Source organism: Myxococcota bacterium (genome assembly GCA_040387835.1).
GTDB lineage: Bacteria > Myxococcota > UBA727 > UBA727 > JABDBI01 > JAZKCZ01.
The window spans coordinates 688238-703827 of sequence record JAZKCZ010000002.1 but is presented as its reverse complement, the minus strand read 5'-3'; the positions used below and the strand labels follow the sequence as shown (position 1 = coordinate 703827).

The following is a 15590-nucleotide window of genomic DNA, read 5'->3' as shown; positions in this document are numbered from 1 at the left end:
TCTCTTATGCTCGCGCATGCCCTATATCACTGTGTTATTGCTATTGCTGGTTGGTTGCGCTCATAAGACGGCGCTAACGGACCCTCAACTGTATAAGCTATGGGCGGGCTATCCCATTTCAGACGAAGCTGTTGAGGCTGGTAAAAAGAAGTGGGTCACAGACCAAACTTTGCTCGATATGCAAGAAGGCCTCAACTTGCTGCGCCGTGGTGAGCTGACACTTATGGAGATCAAACGCGCTCAAGGATACTTAGAGAACGCGTTTAATCAATTCGATGATTTGAGAGACCCCGAAAATTTCAGCAAAGCTTTCACACCTGACAGTAAAACGCCTTTCAAGGGCAAGCCTTACGAGCGCATGCTAACCGCAATGTTGCTTGGCATGATTGATGCCTCGCAAAATCGTTGCGACATTGCGATGCCTGCGTTTAAGGCAGCCGAATTTCTTGATGCCCGTTGGCAAGCTTATATGTACGGCAGCGATGCGCCGATGATTTACGCGATGACCTTGCGTTGCCAGTTAGAAGCGCATTCAGCTAGTTCGGACATCGAACGGACCAGAGAAGGCCTTGTCAAAGCCTTGAGACTTCAAGTGATGCTAGAGCCTCTGTTGGATGCATTAAATTTCTATGCAGGCAGCATCCCTAAGGAACCAGGCTCTCAAATTGCCATCGCTTTGCTTGAAGTCGGTTTGCCGAGTGCATTATTGGTGGCGCCTGCTCACGCCAGCATTAATGAGATATTGGGCACCGCATCGGCAGAATCGTTGCGCTTTTTATCCAAGGCAATAAAAGAGAAAGAAGAACCGTACTATAGCGTCATAACGCCCATGCTTAAAAAGCTAAAACAAGATACTTCCAAAATTGAAGTAGCACTGGTGAATATCGAAAAAGTGGTGTCTGAAAAAGCGCATCTAAAAGATCTTTTATCTAAGCCCGGCGAATTGTTGGCTCGCATTGAGACTGCACTCAACCAGCCTGTTGCTGCGGTTTATTTTGATGGCATCGGGCCATCTATACAAAGTGAAGGGGTATATAAGGAAATCGCAAAAATCGTGCCCCGTGTGGCCGGCGATCAGTTACCTGGTGTAAGTCAAAAAATTATTTCTGTGACCGCCCCATGTGGCATTTCGAATCCGGGAGGGAATTTAGTATTCGCCTTTTGCCGCAACGCTAACCTAGAGCGCGCCGTTGAGGGGGAATACTTAGCTCTGAAATTGTGGTCTTCCAGTTTTCAGGCAACGACTACCGCTGGGCGCAGATTTGATAAAATCCTCAAGGGCCGAGCGCAATTTCGCATGGGAACTGAGGTGGCGGCTGTTGTGGGTGCTTATGTGGGCCTTGCTCTATTGGATGCTGGCCTTCGGTCCAGAAATTCAGATATGCAAGCAGCAGGCGCCGTGGTGGGCGCGATTGCTTTGGGTGCTTATTTGGCCGGCAAAGCATCAAATCCGGAGGCAGATATTAGGCAGGTATCGAAAAACCTGGAGTCAGGTTACTTATTGCTGCTAAAACAACCTTAATGCCAGGAAATAATTTTGGACAAATTTTTCGCGTAACCACTTTTGGAGAATCTCACGGTCCGGCGATTGGGGTAGTGGTGGATGGCTGTCCGCCCGGACTTCAGGTTGACGAGCAAGATATCCAAAATGATTTAGACCGGCGCAGGCCTGGCCAATCCGCCATTACCACGCAGCGACAAGAAAAAGATCGTGTTGAAATTTTATCTGGCATCTATCAGGGATTGACCACCGGCGCGCCCATTGCCGCGTTGATTCGCAACGAAGATCAGCGTTCTGAAGATTACGATAAGATCAAAAAAGAATTTCGGCCTTCTCATGCCGATTTTACTTACCAAGCGAAATATGGCCATCGCGATCCTCGGGGGGGCGGGCGTTCTTCTGCTCGTGAAACCGCCGCTCGCGTGATGGCTGGGGCAATTGCCAAGAAGCTTCTTCATGCGCAACACGTCCAGATCTTGGCCTATGTGTCACAGGTCGGCGCCATTAAATGCGATCTGCTCCCAGAGCAAGTAGACGCGGCTCTGATTGAGAACACACCGGTAAGATGTCCTGAACCTTCTGTCGCGGCCGAGATGATTAAGCTCATTGAGCAAATCAGAGATGAAGGTGATACCATCGGTGGCGTCGTCACGGGTTTGATTCGAGGATGCCCGGTCGGTCTAGGCGAGCCGGTGTTCGATAGACTTCATGCAGACTTGGGCAAAGCAATGCTGAGTATTAATGCTGTGAAAGGCTTTGATTTCGGTTCTGGCTTTGCGGGCATTGGTATGAAGGGCTCCCAGCATAACGATGAATTTATCGAGGAAGCAGGCGTGATGCGCACCAAGACCAATCATTCAGGCGGGATTCAGGGCGGGATTTCCAATGGAATGGACATTGTCTTCCGAGTGGCGTTTAAGCCGGTGGCCACTTTGCTCAAAAATCACGTCGGTAGACACGACCCTTGCGTACTTCCGCGAGCGGTCCCAATTGTAGAGGCGATGGCCGCGCTCGTTTTAGCGGATCATTCCTTACGATCTAATTAGTGGAACAAACCTTATCTCCTAAAAGTTGCCGCACTTAAGGAGATTCGCATGAAAATGTTGACAAAGACTTTATGTCTTTTTCTGTCAGTATCTTTAATGATACCTGTTCAGTTCGCTAGTGCCACATCCAAAACAAAATATGGTAAATGTAACACCGAGGACCCGAATAAGTGCACAGAAGAAGACGATGACGATGACTATGATGTTAAAGACAAGCGTTATCGCCAGGGCCACTGGGAAGGAAATTGCCGCGATGATGATGATGATAAATCGCCAATTTGTTACATCCCTAAGGATAACCCTAAGGGTTGCTACACCATGCAGGTTCCTCATAAGAAGCTGCCTGGCTATATTAAAACTGGTTCTTATCCAGGGAGATGCGACTCCAATGTTATTGTTTGCTATCGATCCAAGCATTACACCGTCAGTAAGAGCGATTTAAACGATTGGCTCAAAAAAGGCGCGACGGCAGGCTACTGTGATGATGTTGATGATAAAGACTGTCCTTACGATTACGATTATGACATGTGTCAGTATCCTGATACAAAAAATGAAAAGTCAGTTCGTGTAAAATCTTGTAACTATAAAAAGTATCACAATAGCGGTTGCAGACCACACAGATGCAAGCCACAAACAACCACCCGTGCGCCGACCACGACGACCCGGGCACCTACAACGACCACGCGCGCTCCAACGACCACAACTCGTGCTCCAACGACAACAACCCGGGCTCCTACAACCACCACACGGGCACCAACTACGACGACCCATGCACCAACCACAACAACTCGTGCTCCAACGACAACTACTAGGGCGCCCACTACAACAACCACTGGCGCCCCAACAACAACGACGCGTGCTCCGACCACGACAACGACACGTGCCCCCACTACAACAACGACAACCAATGCTCCAACCACCACAACGACCAGAGCACCTACTACAACAATGCCGCCTGCAACGACGACCACACCGGCGCCGACATGTCCTCGCTGCCCGGTACCAGTATGCGGCAACTGTATTCTGGAATCAGGCGAAGAATGCGATGACGGCGATTTAGGCTATAACAAAACTTGCTTGCCTGGTTGCAAATGGGCAACCTGTGGTGATGGCTACGTGCGCGCGGGCGTCGAAGAGTGTGATCCAGGTCGCGGTGGTGACACCAGAACCTGTAATCGTGATTGCACCATCTCAAGATGCGGTGATGGCGTTGTAAATATGGTCGCTGGCGAGGAATGTGATTTGGGTAGATTGAACGGGCCTACTTCAGGATGTTCCACCCAGTGCAGACGTCAGACCGTGTGCGGAAATAATCTACTTGAAACAGGTGAGCAATGCGACATGGGCGTGATGAACAGCAATTCATCCTACTGCTTAAGCACATGTAACAAAGCAAGCTGCGGTGACGGTCTATTGTTTGGCGGATTTGAGCGATGCGATGATGGTAACTTTATCGACAGCGATAGTTGTACAACGAGTTGCGAAGTGTCCTATTGCGGAGACGGTATCACTGGTCCGGGTGAAGAATGCGATGATGGTCGCGGGCGAAATACCGGTCTTTGTCTCAGTAACTGCAAACGCAATATCTGCGGTGATGGGTTTGCTTTCTTTGGTATCGAAGAATGTGATCACGGTGCTCTAAATGCTAATAATGCATCTTGTACCCCCGGATGCGTCCTGAATGTTTGCGGCGATGGCATGGTACATGAAGGTGTGGAAGAGTGTGACAATGGCTCTTTAGATCCAAACAGTGAATGTACCGCAGGCTGCAGAAATGCTTATTGCGGCGATGGCTTGTTGCATGAAGGCTTTGAAGTCTGTGATCAGGGCACGAATAATGGCAATGGCGGTGGCTATTGTAAGAGTGACTGTTCAGGAATCGAAAAGCACGATTGGTGGGCAGAAGGCCATAGACGAACCATTGTTGGCGCCGTTATTGGTGTTGTAGCAGCCTCCGTTTTGGTTGGTGCTGTGGTCGCGGGTTTGCGCCACTACTACCATGGCAAAGCAAGGGCCGCAGAGGCAAGGACGCCTCGGCAAGAGTAGTTGGGGTCAGGTCTCACCCAACTTCATTCGGATGAGGCCTGCTTTCCAATCTGACGCTTCTGCGTTTGTGTGCAGATTGTGCACGACGCATGTCGTCTGGGTTGCTGGAGCTAAGCTCCGGCAGCTTTTTCGGATGTCCGGATTCATCCAAAGCAACAAAGGTACAATAGGCTCTGCATGCTTTATGTCTTTCGCCTGTGAGCGGATCTTCAGCAATTACAATGACACCAACTTCCATGCTGCTTGAAAAAACAGCATTGACTTGTGCTTTCAAAATGACCACTTGGCCTTGTTTGATGGGCTGAATAAAGTGGACGCTATCGATTGAGGCGGTGACCACGGGCATTCTCGCGTGCCTGCCGGCTGAGACTGCAGCGCATATGTCCATCCAGCTTAAAATTTGGCCGCCGAATACAGTGCCAATGCTGTTGGCAAATTGTGGCAGGACCAGCTGCGTCATTTCTACCTGCGTATTTTCTACCGTTTTTATTGCCATGAATGCACTCCGTGTGAGACAGTTCTATCATGAATATACTCAAAAAAGCACTCATTGCAGTGGCAGTTTTACTGGTGATTTTGGTGGCGATTGGCTTTGTACTGCCTTCCAAAGTGGAAGTTAAAAGAAGCATTGTCATCGCAGCATCGCCCGCTCAGATACAGCCCTTTGTTGCTAATTTAAAGGAATGGAGTCTTTGGGCGCCGTGGAACCAGGAGATGGATCCCACCGTGGTTTACACTTATTCCGAACCTTCAGTCGGCACCGGCGCCCACATGAGCTGGACGGCTGAAAAAATTGGTTCCGGCGTTTTGACCTTAACCAAAGCAGAGCCCGCCGAAGGCATCTGGTACGATATTGGCTTTAACAACGATGGCATGATTACCAAAGGTTCCATGATTTACGCCCCGAGCGACGGCGGTACTTTGGTGACCTGGACTAACACCAGCGAGCTTGGCGGTAACCCGGTGCATCGTTACTTTGGGCTTATGATGGATGCCATGCTGGGAGCCGATTTTGACAAAGGCCTTGCCAAGTTGAAGCTGGTTGTGGAAAACAGTCAGGTTGAAAAAGCAAAATAATATTCTCGTTGCCTTTTGGCTCAATCTGGTTTTTGCGCTGGTTGAGCTTGTTGGAGCGTTTTTTACCAATAGTGTGGCGATTGCCAGTGACGCCATTCACGATTTGGGCGATAGCCTATCGATTGGCATCTCGTGGTATTTAGAAAAATTCTCTGACCGGGAAAGAGATATTCGGTTTTCGTTCGGCTACAAGCGCTTCTCGCTTCTAGGCGCGCTGATTAACTGTCTGATTTTGATTTTCGGCTCGCTCTTTATTTTAAGAGAGACCATCCCTCGCATTTGGCAACCGCAGGCCATTCATACAGATGGTATGCTTTGGCTGGCGATTATCGGCATCGCATTCAACGGCTTTGCGGCTTTTAAGTTGCACCATGGTCACAGCATTAACGAAAGCGTTCTGTCGCTGCATTTTTTAGAAGATGTTTTGGGTTGGGTTGCTGTGCTGGTGGTGGCCATTGTGATGCAATTTTGGGATTTTCCGATTTTGGATCCGATTTTAGCTTTGCTGGTGGCAGCATGGGTGATTTGGAATGCCAGCAAAAGACTGCGTCAGACGCTCCGTATTTTTCTGCAATCGACACCTGATGAGCTGGATATGGCTGCGATTGATCGTTTGATCCAGCAGCACCCCGAAGTGACCAGTGTGCATGATACGCGCGCATGGTCTTTGGACGGTCGACACCATGTCCTCAGCACGCATTTGATGATGGCCCCCCAATTGTCTAATGCCGCGCTGACTGATTTAAAGTGCGCTATTCGAAAAGAGTTGGGTGATTTCGGCTTTCAGCACGTCACACTTGAGATCGAAAACGAAGGAGACGCGTGCAATGAATTATGAGCTCATACAAAGACTTTCCAGCGTAGAACAAAAAACACTTTTACAACGCATAGTCAAGCTTCAAGAGGAAGTAGGAGAGTTGGCGCAGGAAGTCCTAATCCATGAAAAAGCATCCGGCTCTCAACACAAGTCGCACGGCCCTGACGGAATTCTAGGCGAATGCATCGATATTACGCTGGTCGCGCTATCCATTTATTTCGCTCAAGGCGGTGACATAGAAATGTTGCATAAACAAAGCGAAACCAAATGCGCAAAATGGGAAAAAAACCAAATCCGCTCATAATGGTCATTGCGAGCGCAGCGAAGCAATCCATGTCTCCTTAGGCGGTGGATTGCCGCGTCGCTTCGCTCCTCGCAATGACGGGGTTTTTATTAGCTGGTTGACCAGTCTCCTGCCTTGTGGCATAGCCTCGGGCAGCTTTAGGGTGCCGTGCCCGAGTGGTTAGGGAGCGGTCTGCAAAACCGCGTACATCGGTTCAATTCCGATCGGCACCTCCAATGAATCCTGTTAGCGCCATCGCCCATACCAATATTGCGCTCATCAAATATTGGGGCAAAGCGCAGCAGCAGAATAATCTACCAGCGACTGGGTCTTTATCGCTCACACTGGATGCGTTTTACACCAAAACAACTTTGAGCCTGGCAGAATCAGACAGTTTGATTTTAGATGGACAAGCGGAGTCTGGTGAACGATTTTATCGGGTCGCTCAATTTCTTGGTCATCTCCGGCTGCTTTCAGGCAAATCATTTAAATGCGCCGTTGCTTCTGAAAACCATGTGCCAACCAGTGCTGGTCTCGCATCTTCGGCGTCTGGATTCGCAGCTCTTGCGCTGGCTGGGGCGAAGTTTTTTGGCCTGGATTTAGATGGTAAAGCTTTAAGCGAGTTGGCTCGTATTGGATCTGGGTCAGCTGCGCGCAGCATTTTTCCCGGCTTGGCACGCATGCACACGGCAGGTTATGCAGAACCTGTTTTAGACGCGCCGCTGGATTTGTGTTTAGTGGTCGTATCATGCAGTCGTAAACAAAAGGCGATCGATTCCCGGGAGGCCATGAATCTGACAGCACAGACATCGCCTTATTACCCAGCTTGGGTGAGCACGCATCAGGCGGATTTAGATGGTGCTTTGGCGGCAATTCAAGCGGGCGATTTCGACGCGCTGGGCAGGCTGGTCGAGCACTCCACGCTTAAAATGCATGCGAGTCTGATGGCCGCTCAACCAGGTCTATGGTATTTCGAGCCCTTAAGCTTAACAGTCATGGCCGCGGTGCACTCGCTCAGGCAACAAGGCCTTCCGGCTTACTTTACTTTAGATGCGGGGCCGCATGTCAAAGTACTGTGTGAGCAAAAAAATGCAGAAGCTTTACAAAGAGAACTCTCGAATATTGTAGGGGTATCAGGCGTCACCTTGGCAGGGCCAGGCCCCGGAGCCTATTTGCTATGATCGAAATTAGCGCACCTGGAAAGCTGGTTCTCGCTGGTGAATATGCGGTGCTCGAAGGGCATGCAGGTCTTGCCATGGCTGTTGGGCGCAGGGTTTTTCTGAAACCTTCATCCAAAATCCATCGCTCAGAGTTGTGGAGCGCAATCAAAACGCCTGACGCCGACGCGCATTTCGCCATTGATTCGAGCGCGTTGAAAGAAGGGGCTTATAAACTGGGCCTGGGCTCTTCCGCAGCCAGCGCTGTTTGCATGGCGGCGTTGATTGATTCGGAGGACGCATACCGGCTCGCATTGCAAGGTCACAAACGTTTTTCCGCCGGCCTGGGTTCAGGAATCGATGTTGCGGCCTCATTTTACGGCGGGCTGATTCGGTTTCAGCAGGGCGAGGCGACACCTTTGATTCCGTCGAAGGAAGCAGCTGAATATTTAATGACCGTTTTTGTGGGTAATTCGCAAAATACTCGGTCTTTTCTAAAGCAGGTGTTGGATTTTAAGGCAGCCAAATCCAATGAGTATGCTGCGATTATTGATGAACTAGGCGCGCTGACGAATGAGTTGCAGAGTTTTTATACTGGCACGTGCGGATTCGATTCGTTGGCGAGTATCGTCAGCAAAAATCTTGAGTTGCTGAGTCGTCTTGGAAGCGAAGCAGGCATTCCGATTATCAGCCAAGAGCAGCGCAATCTTCAAGGATTAGCAAACGAGCATGGTGGTTTTAGTAAGCCATCAGGTGCCGGTGGTGGAGATATTTCCCTGTGCTTTATCCCACCTGAGCGGCAAAACCATTTTAAAAACGCTTTAAGCGCGCCGATGCGAGCGCTTGATTTGGACTATTTCGCTCCTGGGCTTTTGATTGGTCCATAGGTATCGCCGGCCTAGATCATAAGCGGCCACAGCGACAATCAGGGCAGTGATAACAATATCAATACCCAAGCGCGCTCCCAGTCTGGAAAATTACGAATGATGACAGCCAGGCAAGTGAGGTCATGAAAACAAACTGCGCCAGTGGCCAGCTCCAGGTTTGGGTTTCTCTGCGCATGATTGCCAACGTGCTGGTGCATTGCATCGCCAAGGCAAAAAATACGAGCAACGATACGGCGACCAAAGGTGAATAGGCCAAAGCCCAATTCGCATCTAAACCGTAAATAACCCCTAAAGTAGAAACCATCACTTCCCGCGCGCTGAAGCTTGCCAGCAGGCCAATGCCGATTTTCCAGTCAAAACCCAACGGAGTGATTAAAGGCTCAAGCCAGTGGCCCAGTTTACCAGCGTAACTAAGCTCAATCGGTGCACCCAAAGGAAAGTGAAATAGCGCCCACATTAAAACGCTCATGCTTAAAATTAGCGTGCCAGCTTGTTTCAAAAACGAGCCAACTTGTGTTTTAACATGGCGAGCCAAATGCTTAAACCGCGGCATGCGATAGCCGGGCAGCTCAAGTATCAGCTCGTCGCTTTGAATCTTGAACCAAAAGCGCTTCAAAAAATAACCGGATAATAACGCCGCCACGACTCCAAGAGCATAAAGCCCGAGCATCACCAGCGCGCCCTGCCAAGCTGGAAAGAACGCTGCGATCAACAGCGCATACAAAGGTAGCCTGGCAGAGCAAGACAAAAACGGTATGACAAACATGGCAATGAACCGGCTCTTCTTAGAGCGGATCACGCGCGTCGACATGATGGCCGGGATGGCGCACGCAAAACCAGAAAGCATCGGGACAAACGCCCTGCCCGAAAGCCCCGCTCTAGACATTGGCCGATCGAGCAAAAAAGTCGCCCGCGCTAAATAGCCACTTTCTTCCAAAATGCCTAAAAGAAAGAACAACAGGGCAATGAGCGGCACAAAAGCCACCAGCGTGCCAACCCCGGCGATAACCCCGTCAACCAACAAAGAAGCAAGCAGCGGATACCCCGTGAGCGAGCTCAAAAGTTCACTGCCAAATACGTCGAAAGTGCTTTGCAAAAAATCAGCCATGGGTTTTCCCAAGGCAAACAGGGTCAAAAAGAGCGCTCCAAAAATACCTGCAAGAACCAATAATCCCCAAAATGGATGCAGCAGCAAATCGTCCGCTTCCCATTTAGGACCAACTTTCTTGCTTTCAATGCCTGCAAGCAAAGCATCGATTTCCGCGTAACGTATTTTAGGAGACTCAGGCGAGGCGACACTGGCAAGCAGAGGTTCAATTGGTGAAACAATAGCCGATTGCAGCGCCGAAATACCTTCCCCTGTGCGGCTAGACACGGGGATCATCGGCACACCGAGTCGCCTGCTTAAAAGCTCTATCTGAATGTCGATTCCAAGTCTTCGGGCTTCATCCATTTGGGTTAAAGCCACCAAAATAGGACCCTGATTTGCATCAATCAGTTCGGTTAGCAAAAAAAGGTTACGCCTCAGCTGAGTGGCGTCCATAACAAATAAAATTAAATCCGCTTGGCTATCGACATCCTGAAGCACTCTTAATGCAATGCGCTCTTCGTCAGAAAAAGCTTTTAGGCTGTACAGCCCAGGTAAATCGACCAATTGAATATGATGACCTGACGGCAGATAGCAGTCAGCTTCTTGTTCTTCGACCGTCACGCCTGCATGGTTAGCAACTTTAGAGCATTGCCCGGTTAAAGCTTCGAACAATGAACTTTTACCGGCATTAGGATTGCCTATGAGTAGCACGCGCCGCATTATATAACCTCAAACCACGCAGCTTCTTCCCTGCGAATACCAATTTTTGTGCCACTAATTTCGAATAATAGCGGGCTCCCCATAGGGCCTTTGCGCAGTAATTTCACCTGCGCACCATCCACAAACCCGAGCTCTTCGAGGCGCTGTTGCTCCAGAGATGGCTGGCTTTTCACCTGACATTTCAAAAGGCCACTTTGGCCAACTTGAAGCTTATGCAGGAGTATCGGGCTATTGAGAATCATTCTCAATAGGAATTAGCACCTGCTGGAAAAGCGCGCAACGGGTGTTAGGGCATGACGTAGGTCGTGTCGAAGAAATTAACGTAATAACCTGGTGCAGAGCCTGCAGTTTTGGTCGCTGCGCTTGCCTGGCAGGTGAAGGTTGAGGTCACGTCATCATATGGGAAGGTGTATGCTGTTGGGCACGTGGTTTTCAAAGGCGCGATCCAAGGTTGAATGTATTCTACCCAATCAGGATTCGAGTTGGTGCAGTTGTTGGTGACAGCAGGCCCTGGTTGCGGCCAAACTGTGCCTAGGTAGGGGTTTCCCTGGGCAGTAGGACAGCCGCATCCGATTGAAGTCCCGGGGAGGTTAGTTATACTTTGCGCGCTTGCGCCGCATTGAGCACCCGTTTGATAGCAAGAAAATCCGTCTGCACCAATACAACCCAACAGGTTTATCATGTGTGTTTGCATCGCATTTTGGTTTGTTGATCCGTCGGTGGTGCAAGGAAGCGGATACAGATTAGTTAGGGTTGTACCACCGGGAGCTATAGTTCCGCATATTTGATCAGCCGTCCAATATGCTTTTAAATCTGTGCCACAAGTCTGAACAAATTTTGCTTGCGTGGTGTTTTTGACGTTGATTGCTAATCCACAGACCTGGCCAGGAGTTGTACAAGGGCAGGCGGGGTATTCTGTGTCTAAAGGATTGACTAAGACAGGTAACACTTGCCTCAGCAAATTAGTTTGATCTCCTAACTTGTCGATTGTTAAGTTAACTGTCCAGGGACAGGGCTTTAGATAGCTTTGCCCGCTCGCTTGGGTTTTAGCACCTGGGGTACCACAGGTATACGGATTACTTTGATCGGTGGCTGCAAAGCTCAAATCGGGGGCCATTGAAATGCCCATGTTGATACCGTTAATAACGCTGACGTCATAAAAATCTGTGCCTGTTAAAGTGAACTCGGCCAAGGTTGCAGGAGGCTGTCCGCCTTCGCCCAGATTGCATAGACCGGTTTGTGGCGCACAGGTGCCGTCATTGGGACATTCCTTTTCGTAAGTGCTGCCAGGTGCGACTTTATGGCTTGGCCCGCATGGATTGTCGAGAGTGCAGTTTTTAGGACATTCGTCCCCGGTGCAGCCTGACGGGCATAGAGCGTTGGGGCAGTATGGCAAAGCCTGGTTGCTGCTGGCTAAAACATTGACTGCACAGTCCGCTGAAGCGCAGTTTTGTCCATTTGCGTCACATCCGTGTCGTGCGAACATATTGCCACTCCATTGGAAGTTGCCTCCGGTCGTCTTTGGGGAAGGGAAGCAAATTTTTAGAGTGTCGCCTTGATTCGGCATGTGCGCGGATGGTATTGCCTGGCTTTGACCCACGATTCTTGGTGGATTCCAAAAACAGAAATGCAGCGTTGTTCCCGAAGGTGGAGGCGTCAATGCACCGGTAACATTGGTTTGGATAGCGCAGCTCGCCAAATTACCACATCCGGTTGTACCCGCGTTAGTTGTGCTACAAGTGCAAACCCCGGAAACTGTTTGGCCGTGAGGGCCTGGGGTTAAGGTGGTCGGAGTGCAAGTTCCGCCGAAGTCTAGGCAGTCTGTCTGACTCTTACAAGAAATGGAGCCGCTGGTTAGCCCAAGCCAAACATCCTTTGTGGATGCGTTGGTGACCAGCATGGGACGCTCACCGGCATTGCAAAAATCTAAGCCGCCGGTTTGAGGTTTCGTGCAACCGGCGCTACAAGTTGCTCCATTTCCTGGAGTTCCACAACAAATGTTGCTTTGGCACTGGTTCGCATGAATACAGGGCGAGCTATTGGGTAGTAGGTTCTGGTTGCTGCTTTTACAGCCACAAACAGAAAACAAAATCACTCCGATGATGGTAACTAAACGCATGATGGTACTAATGTAATATAGATGAGACTTCTGTGTTTACTTGCAGCTCTACAATTTATAACCGCCTGCGGGCAGTCGGCAGAAACAGATGCGGACATCAATGCGGCATCGTCTTGCCAGAGCGTTGGTGACTCGGCGGCTTGCGGTCAGAGTTCTTTTGGTGGAATTGGCTGTTATTGGAATACGACACCCGGTACTGGTCAAGGTTCGGGCTGCTTAACGATATCTCAGTGTAGCCAGGCTGTTTCAATGCAAAGTTGTCAGTCAGCTTCGTTGGGCTGTCAGTGGAACAATGGGTCCTGCGCGCAAGCATCATCGACCCCTATATTGCAGCAGAATGGTTGTTATAATGCGGTTAGCCCTGTTTCACTTAAGGACTGCGTTAATTCTTATCAGCCGCAATTTACCGAAGAAATAGTATTTAACTGCCCGAGTCTGCCTTGCCCTGCAACGCAATGCGCTGTGTTCAGCCTTCGGAACGTACCGACTTGCGGCCCTACTTATCCTTGCACAGCCAGCTATGCTGAGCTTTGTACGGCGGTTTCAGGATGTGTTTGGAAGCGCGAATCTCCTTATTGCGCGGTAGCGGCACCGCTTCTATGTACGAATATTGGCGGGCAATGTTGTCCTTTGGGAAGCGCTAGTTGCGCTCAGACGGATCCTAACTGCATCCAGACCTCGGTGGGTGGCAACATTCAATGTACTGACCGTGCGGTGATTACTTGCACTCCCAATGATCCCACTAATCCAACGGCTTGTTGCGCTGGTTCTGCGACGGATTGTACTGCGAGCAGTGTGGGATGCATCTTGCTGAACAATGAGCAGTGTTATTCGACTTAAAGTTATGTTGACATTTGGTAGGCTTGGTGGGTGTTTTCCATGAGCATCGCTAAGGTCATGGGACCTACGCCGCCGGGGACGGGGGTGATGGCTTTGACGATGGGCAGGAGCGCTTCCGTGTCTGCATCGCCTACGATTTTGCCGTTTGGGAGTCTGGTGATGCCTATATCTAGGACCACGGCGCCTGGTTTAACGAAATCGGCTTTTATTAGATGCGGGGAGCCAGTTGCGGTGATTAATAGGTCGGCTTGTCGGGTGAAGGTTTTTAGATCTTGGGTGTTTTTATGACAAACGGTGACGGTTGCTTCTGAGTTGAGCAGCAGTTGGGTCATGGGTTTGCCAACGATGTTACTGCGTCCCAGGATCACAGCATGGGCACCTAGTAGGCTTATACCCGTACTTTGGGCAAGCAACAGGCAGCCTTTGGGGGTGCAGGGGATGAAGCGGGGTTTACCGATGGATAAAAGGCCTACGTTTTCGGGATGAAAACCATCGACATCTTTGTTCGGGCTAATGGCTTCCAAAATAGCTTGCGGGTCGATTTGGGCCGGTAGAGGGAGTTGGACCAAAATGCCGTCGATTTCGGGATTTTCGTTAAGTTCATGAATTAAGGCGACTAAATCGGACTGGCTGGTGTTTTGGGACAGGTTTTTGTGAAAGCTTTTGATGCCAATGCTGGCAGCCTGCTTGTTTTTGTTGTGAACGTAGATTTGAGACGCGGGGTCTTCGCCAACCAAGACAGTGCATAAGCCTGGTGGCCGAGTGCCTTTGTGGGTTGCTTCAGCAATTTTTTGCTTTAGGGACGCCAAGATTTCGTCCGCCAGTAGCTTACCGTTGATGATTTTCGCGCTGTGCATCCAAATTCTCTAGCATAAAGGAAGTAATTGGGTGAGTACTTGGATAATCTAGATAATATGAGACCTTTGGCGCCCGAGTATATTAGGCAATTAGATCCATATATTCCAGGCCAATCAATTCCTGATTTAATTAAACTTGCTTCGAATGAAAACCCATTTGGTCCATCGCCGAAAGTTTTGGAAGCTATTCGGGCGACTATGTCGGATGTTCATTTGTATCCGGTGGCACATCGTAAAGCGCTGAAGGAAAAGATTTGTGATCTGAATGCCGGCTTTAGTTTGCGAATCGATCAAATTGTTTTGGGAAACGGCTCAACGGAGTTAATCACCCTCTTGGTACGATCGTTGGTTGGTCCGGAAGAGATTGTGATGACGGGCTGGCCTAGCTTTCTGATGTACCGACTGGCGACTCGGGCGCATAATCGAGTGGAGCTTGCGGTGCCGCTGACGCCTGAGCTTGAATATGATTTAGATGCGATGGCTGAAGCTTTGCACGGCCCTGATAAAGATCGAATTAAGATCATATTTTTGGCTAATCCGAATAATCCCACCGGTAGATATATCAGCGCTGAGAAGTTGGATCGCTTTTTGGTCCAGGTGCCGCCGCAGGTGGTGGTGGTGTTGGACGAAGCTTACATTGAATATGCCAACGCACCTGATTATCCAAATGGCTTGAGAATTGTAGCCACTCGACCCCGGACGGTTGTATTACGAACTTTTTCTAAAGCTTATGGGCTGGCCGGCCTTCGCATTGCTTATGCCGCTTGCGATCCGGCCATTGCAGAACTGCTGCAGCGGGTGCGAGATCCTTTCAATGTGAATAGTTTAGCGCAGGCAGCTGCGCTCGCTGCTTTAAACGATCAGGAGTATTTGGAGCGGTCGATTCGCTCGAATGCTAGCCAAATGGCACTTTTTTTTCGAAAATTTGATGAATTGGGAATAAAAGCGACTCCAAGCGCGGGAAACTTTGTTTTGGCGCACTTTGGCAACGCTGCTGCGGTGCATGAAAGTTTAATCGACAACGGAATCATTGTCAGACCAGTGGCCAATTATGGGCTCACTGGCTCACTTAGAATCACGGTTGGGCGTCCTTTGGAAAATGAAGCTCTATTTACAGCGCTGAAATCGCTTGGTAGTTAGACAAACCTCC

General features: G+C 49.8%; 15 protein-coding genes and 1 tRNA gene. 10 read left to right on the top strand and 6 right to left on the bottom strand.

Annotation, left to right across the window (positions count from 1 at the left end; genetic code table 11):
- Positions 1-16: 16 nt before the first annotated feature.
- Entirely contained in the window at positions 17-1522 is a 1506-nt protein-coding gene (locus V4534_06095) for a hypothetical protein (GenBank protein ID MES2504434.1), read from the top strand.
- Positions 1522-2547 (top strand): chorismate synthase, encoded by a 1026-nt coding sequence (gene aroC, locus V4534_06090; protein MES2504433.1) that lies wholly within the window; start codon positions 1522-1524, stop codon positions 2545-2547. The genes V4534_06095 and aroC overlap by 1 nt, the downstream gene beginning before the upstream one ends.
- Positions 2548-3140: 593 nt before the next feature.
- On the opposite strand, the gene V4534_06085 is transcribed toward aroC, so the two are convergent.
- Entirely contained in the window at positions 3141-3518 is a 378-nt protein-coding gene (locus V4534_06085; GenBank protein MES2504432.1) for a hypothetical protein, read from the bottom strand.
- Here V4534_06085 and V4534_06080 point away from each other — a divergent pair.
- Positions 3496-4593 (top strand): DUF4215 domain-containing protein, encoded by a 1098-nt coding sequence (locus V4534_06080; protein MES2504431.1) that lies wholly within the window; start codon positions 3496-3498, stop codon positions 4591-4593. The two genes, V4534_06085 and V4534_06080, sit on opposite strands and share 23 nt — an antisense overlap.
- 13 nt (positions 4594-4606) lie before the next feature.
- Here the strand turns inward: V4534_06080 and V4534_06075 are convergent, their stop codons facing one another.
- The gene (locus V4534_06075; GenBank protein MES2504430.1) at positions 4607-5089 is read right to left on the bottom strand and encodes an acyl-CoA thioesterase; all 483 of its coding nucleotides are present in this window, start codon (positions 5087-5089) and stop codon (positions 4607-4609) included.
- Between the two features lie 29 nt (positions 5090-5118).
- Here V4534_06075 and V4534_06070 point away from each other — a divergent pair, with 29 nt between their 5' ends.
- The 6 genes from V4534_06070 to V4534_06045 all read left to right on the top strand — a co-directional run bounded on the left by V4534_06070 (position 5119) and on the right by V4534_06045 (position 8814).
- Positions 5119-5670, top strand: a complete 552-nt coding sequence (locus V4534_06070; GenBank protein ID MES2504429.1) for an SRPBCC family protein — start codon at positions 5119-5121, stop codon at positions 5668-5670.
- Complete coding sequence (locus tag V4534_06065) at positions 5654-6508, top strand: cation diffusion facilitator family transporter (GenBank protein MES2504428.1); 855 nt, start codon at positions 5654-5656, stop codon at positions 6506-6508. Before V4534_06070 ends, V4534_06065 begins: the two co-directional genes overlap by 17 nt.
- A complete protein-coding gene (locus V4534_06060; GenBank protein ID MES2504427.1) occupies positions 6498-6791 on the top strand; it encodes a hypothetical protein in 294 nt (97 codons plus the stop codon). Before V4534_06065 ends, V4534_06060 begins: the two co-directional genes overlap by 11 nt.
- A 141-nt stretch (positions 6792-6932) precedes the next feature.
- A tRNA-Cys gene (locus tag V4534_06055) sits at positions 6933-7006 on the top strand.
- Positions 7007-7951, top strand: a complete 945-nt coding sequence (gene mvaD, locus V4534_06050) for a diphosphomevalonate decarboxylase (GenBank protein ID MES2504426.1) — start codon at positions 7007-7009, stop codon at positions 7949-7951.
- Positions 7948-8814: a hypothetical protein gene (locus V4534_06045; GenBank protein ID MES2504425.1), complete on the top strand. Its 867-nt coding sequence runs from the start codon at positions 7948-7950 to the stop codon at positions 8812-8814. The genes mvaD and V4534_06045 overlap by 4 nt, the downstream gene beginning before the upstream one ends.
- 58 nt (positions 8815-8872) lie before the next feature.
- Here V4534_06045 and feoB read toward each other — a convergent pair whose 3' ends face one another.
- From feoB to folD, 4 genes are all read right to left on the bottom strand, one after another.
- A complete protein-coding gene (feoB, locus tag V4534_06040; protein ID MES2504424.1) occupies positions 8873-10624 on the bottom strand; it encodes a ferrous iron transport protein B in 1752 nt (583 codons plus the stop codon).
- Complete coding sequence (locus V4534_06035) at positions 10624-10866, bottom strand: FeoA family protein (GenBank protein MES2504423.1); 243 nt, start codon at positions 10864-10866, stop codon at positions 10624-10626. Before V4534_06035 ends, feoB begins: the two co-directional genes overlap by 1 nt.
- Before the next feature lie 44 nt (positions 10867-10910).
- The gene (locus V4534_06030) at positions 10911-12110 is read right to left on the bottom strand and encodes a thaumatin family protein (GenBank protein ID MES2504422.1); all 1200 of its coding nucleotides are present in this window, start codon (positions 12108-12110) and stop codon (positions 10911-10913) included.
- Between the two features lie 1475 nt (positions 12111-13585).
- Positions 13586-14440 carry a bifunctional methylenetetrahydrofolate dehydrogenase/methenyltetrahydrofolate cyclohydrolase FolD gene (folD, locus tag V4534_06025; protein ID MES2504421.1) on the bottom strand — a complete coding sequence of 285 codons (855 nt, stop codon included), beginning with the start codon at positions 14438-14440 and terminating at the stop codon, positions 13586-13588.
- Between the two features lie 57 nt (positions 14441-14497).
- On the opposite strand from folD, the gene hisC reads away from it, so the two are divergent.
- A complete protein-coding gene (hisC, locus tag V4534_06020) occupies positions 14498-15580 on the top strand; it encodes a histidinol-phosphate transaminase (GenBank protein MES2504420.1) in 1083 nt (360 codons plus the stop codon).
- The last annotated feature ends 10 nt before the right edge of the window (positions 15581-15590 follow it).

Excerpts from the sequence above, each read along its gene's own strand:
- V4534_06095 (MES2504434.1), top strand. The coding sequence starts at position 17 with ATGCCCTATATCACTGTGTTATTGCTATTGCTGGTTGGTTGCGCTCAT.
- aroC (MES2504433.1), top strand. The coding sequence starts at position 1,522 with ATGCCAGGAAATAATTTTGGACAAATTTTTCGCGTAACCACTTTTGGA.
- V4534_06080 (MES2504431.1), top strand. The coding sequence starts at position 3,496 with ATGCCGCCTGCAACGACGACCACACCGGCGCCGACATGTCCTCGCTGC.
- V4534_06075 (MES2504430.1), bottom strand. The coding sequence starts at position 5,089 with ATGGCAATAAAAACGGTAGAAAATACGCAGGTAGAAATGACGCAGCTG.
- V4534_06070 (MES2504429.1), top strand. The coding sequence starts at position 5,119 with ATGAATATACTCAAAAAAGCACTCATTGCAGTGGCAGTTTTACTGGTG.
- V4534_06060 (MES2504427.1), top strand. The coding sequence starts at position 6,498 with ATGAATTATGAGCTCATACAAAGACTTTCCAGCGTAGAACAAAAAACA.
- mvaD (MES2504426.1), top strand. The coding sequence starts at position 7,007 with ATGAATCCTGTTAGCGCCATCGCCCATACCAATATTGCGCTCATCAAA.
- V4534_06045 (MES2504425.1), top strand. The coding sequence starts at position 7,948 with ATGATCGAAATTAGCGCACCTGGAAAGCTGGTTCTCGCTGGTGAATAT.
- feoB (MES2504424.1), bottom strand. The coding sequence starts at position 10,624 with ATGCGGCGCGTGCTACTCATAGGCAATCCTAATGCCGGTAAAAGTTCA.
- V4534_06035 (MES2504423.1), bottom strand. The coding sequence starts at position 10,866 with ATGATTCTCAATAGCCCGATACTCCTGCATAAGCTTCAAGTTGGCCAA.
- V4534_06030 (MES2504422.1), bottom strand. The coding sequence starts at position 12,110 with ATGTTCGCACGACACGGATGTGACGCAAATGGACAAAACTGCGCTTCA.
- folD (MES2504421.1), bottom strand. The coding sequence starts at position 14,440 with ATGCACAGCGCGAAAATCATCAACGGTAAGCTACTGGCGGACGAAATC.
- hisC (MES2504420.1), top strand. The coding sequence starts at position 14,498 with ATGAGACCTTTGGCGCCCGAGTATATTAGGCAATTAGATCCATATATT.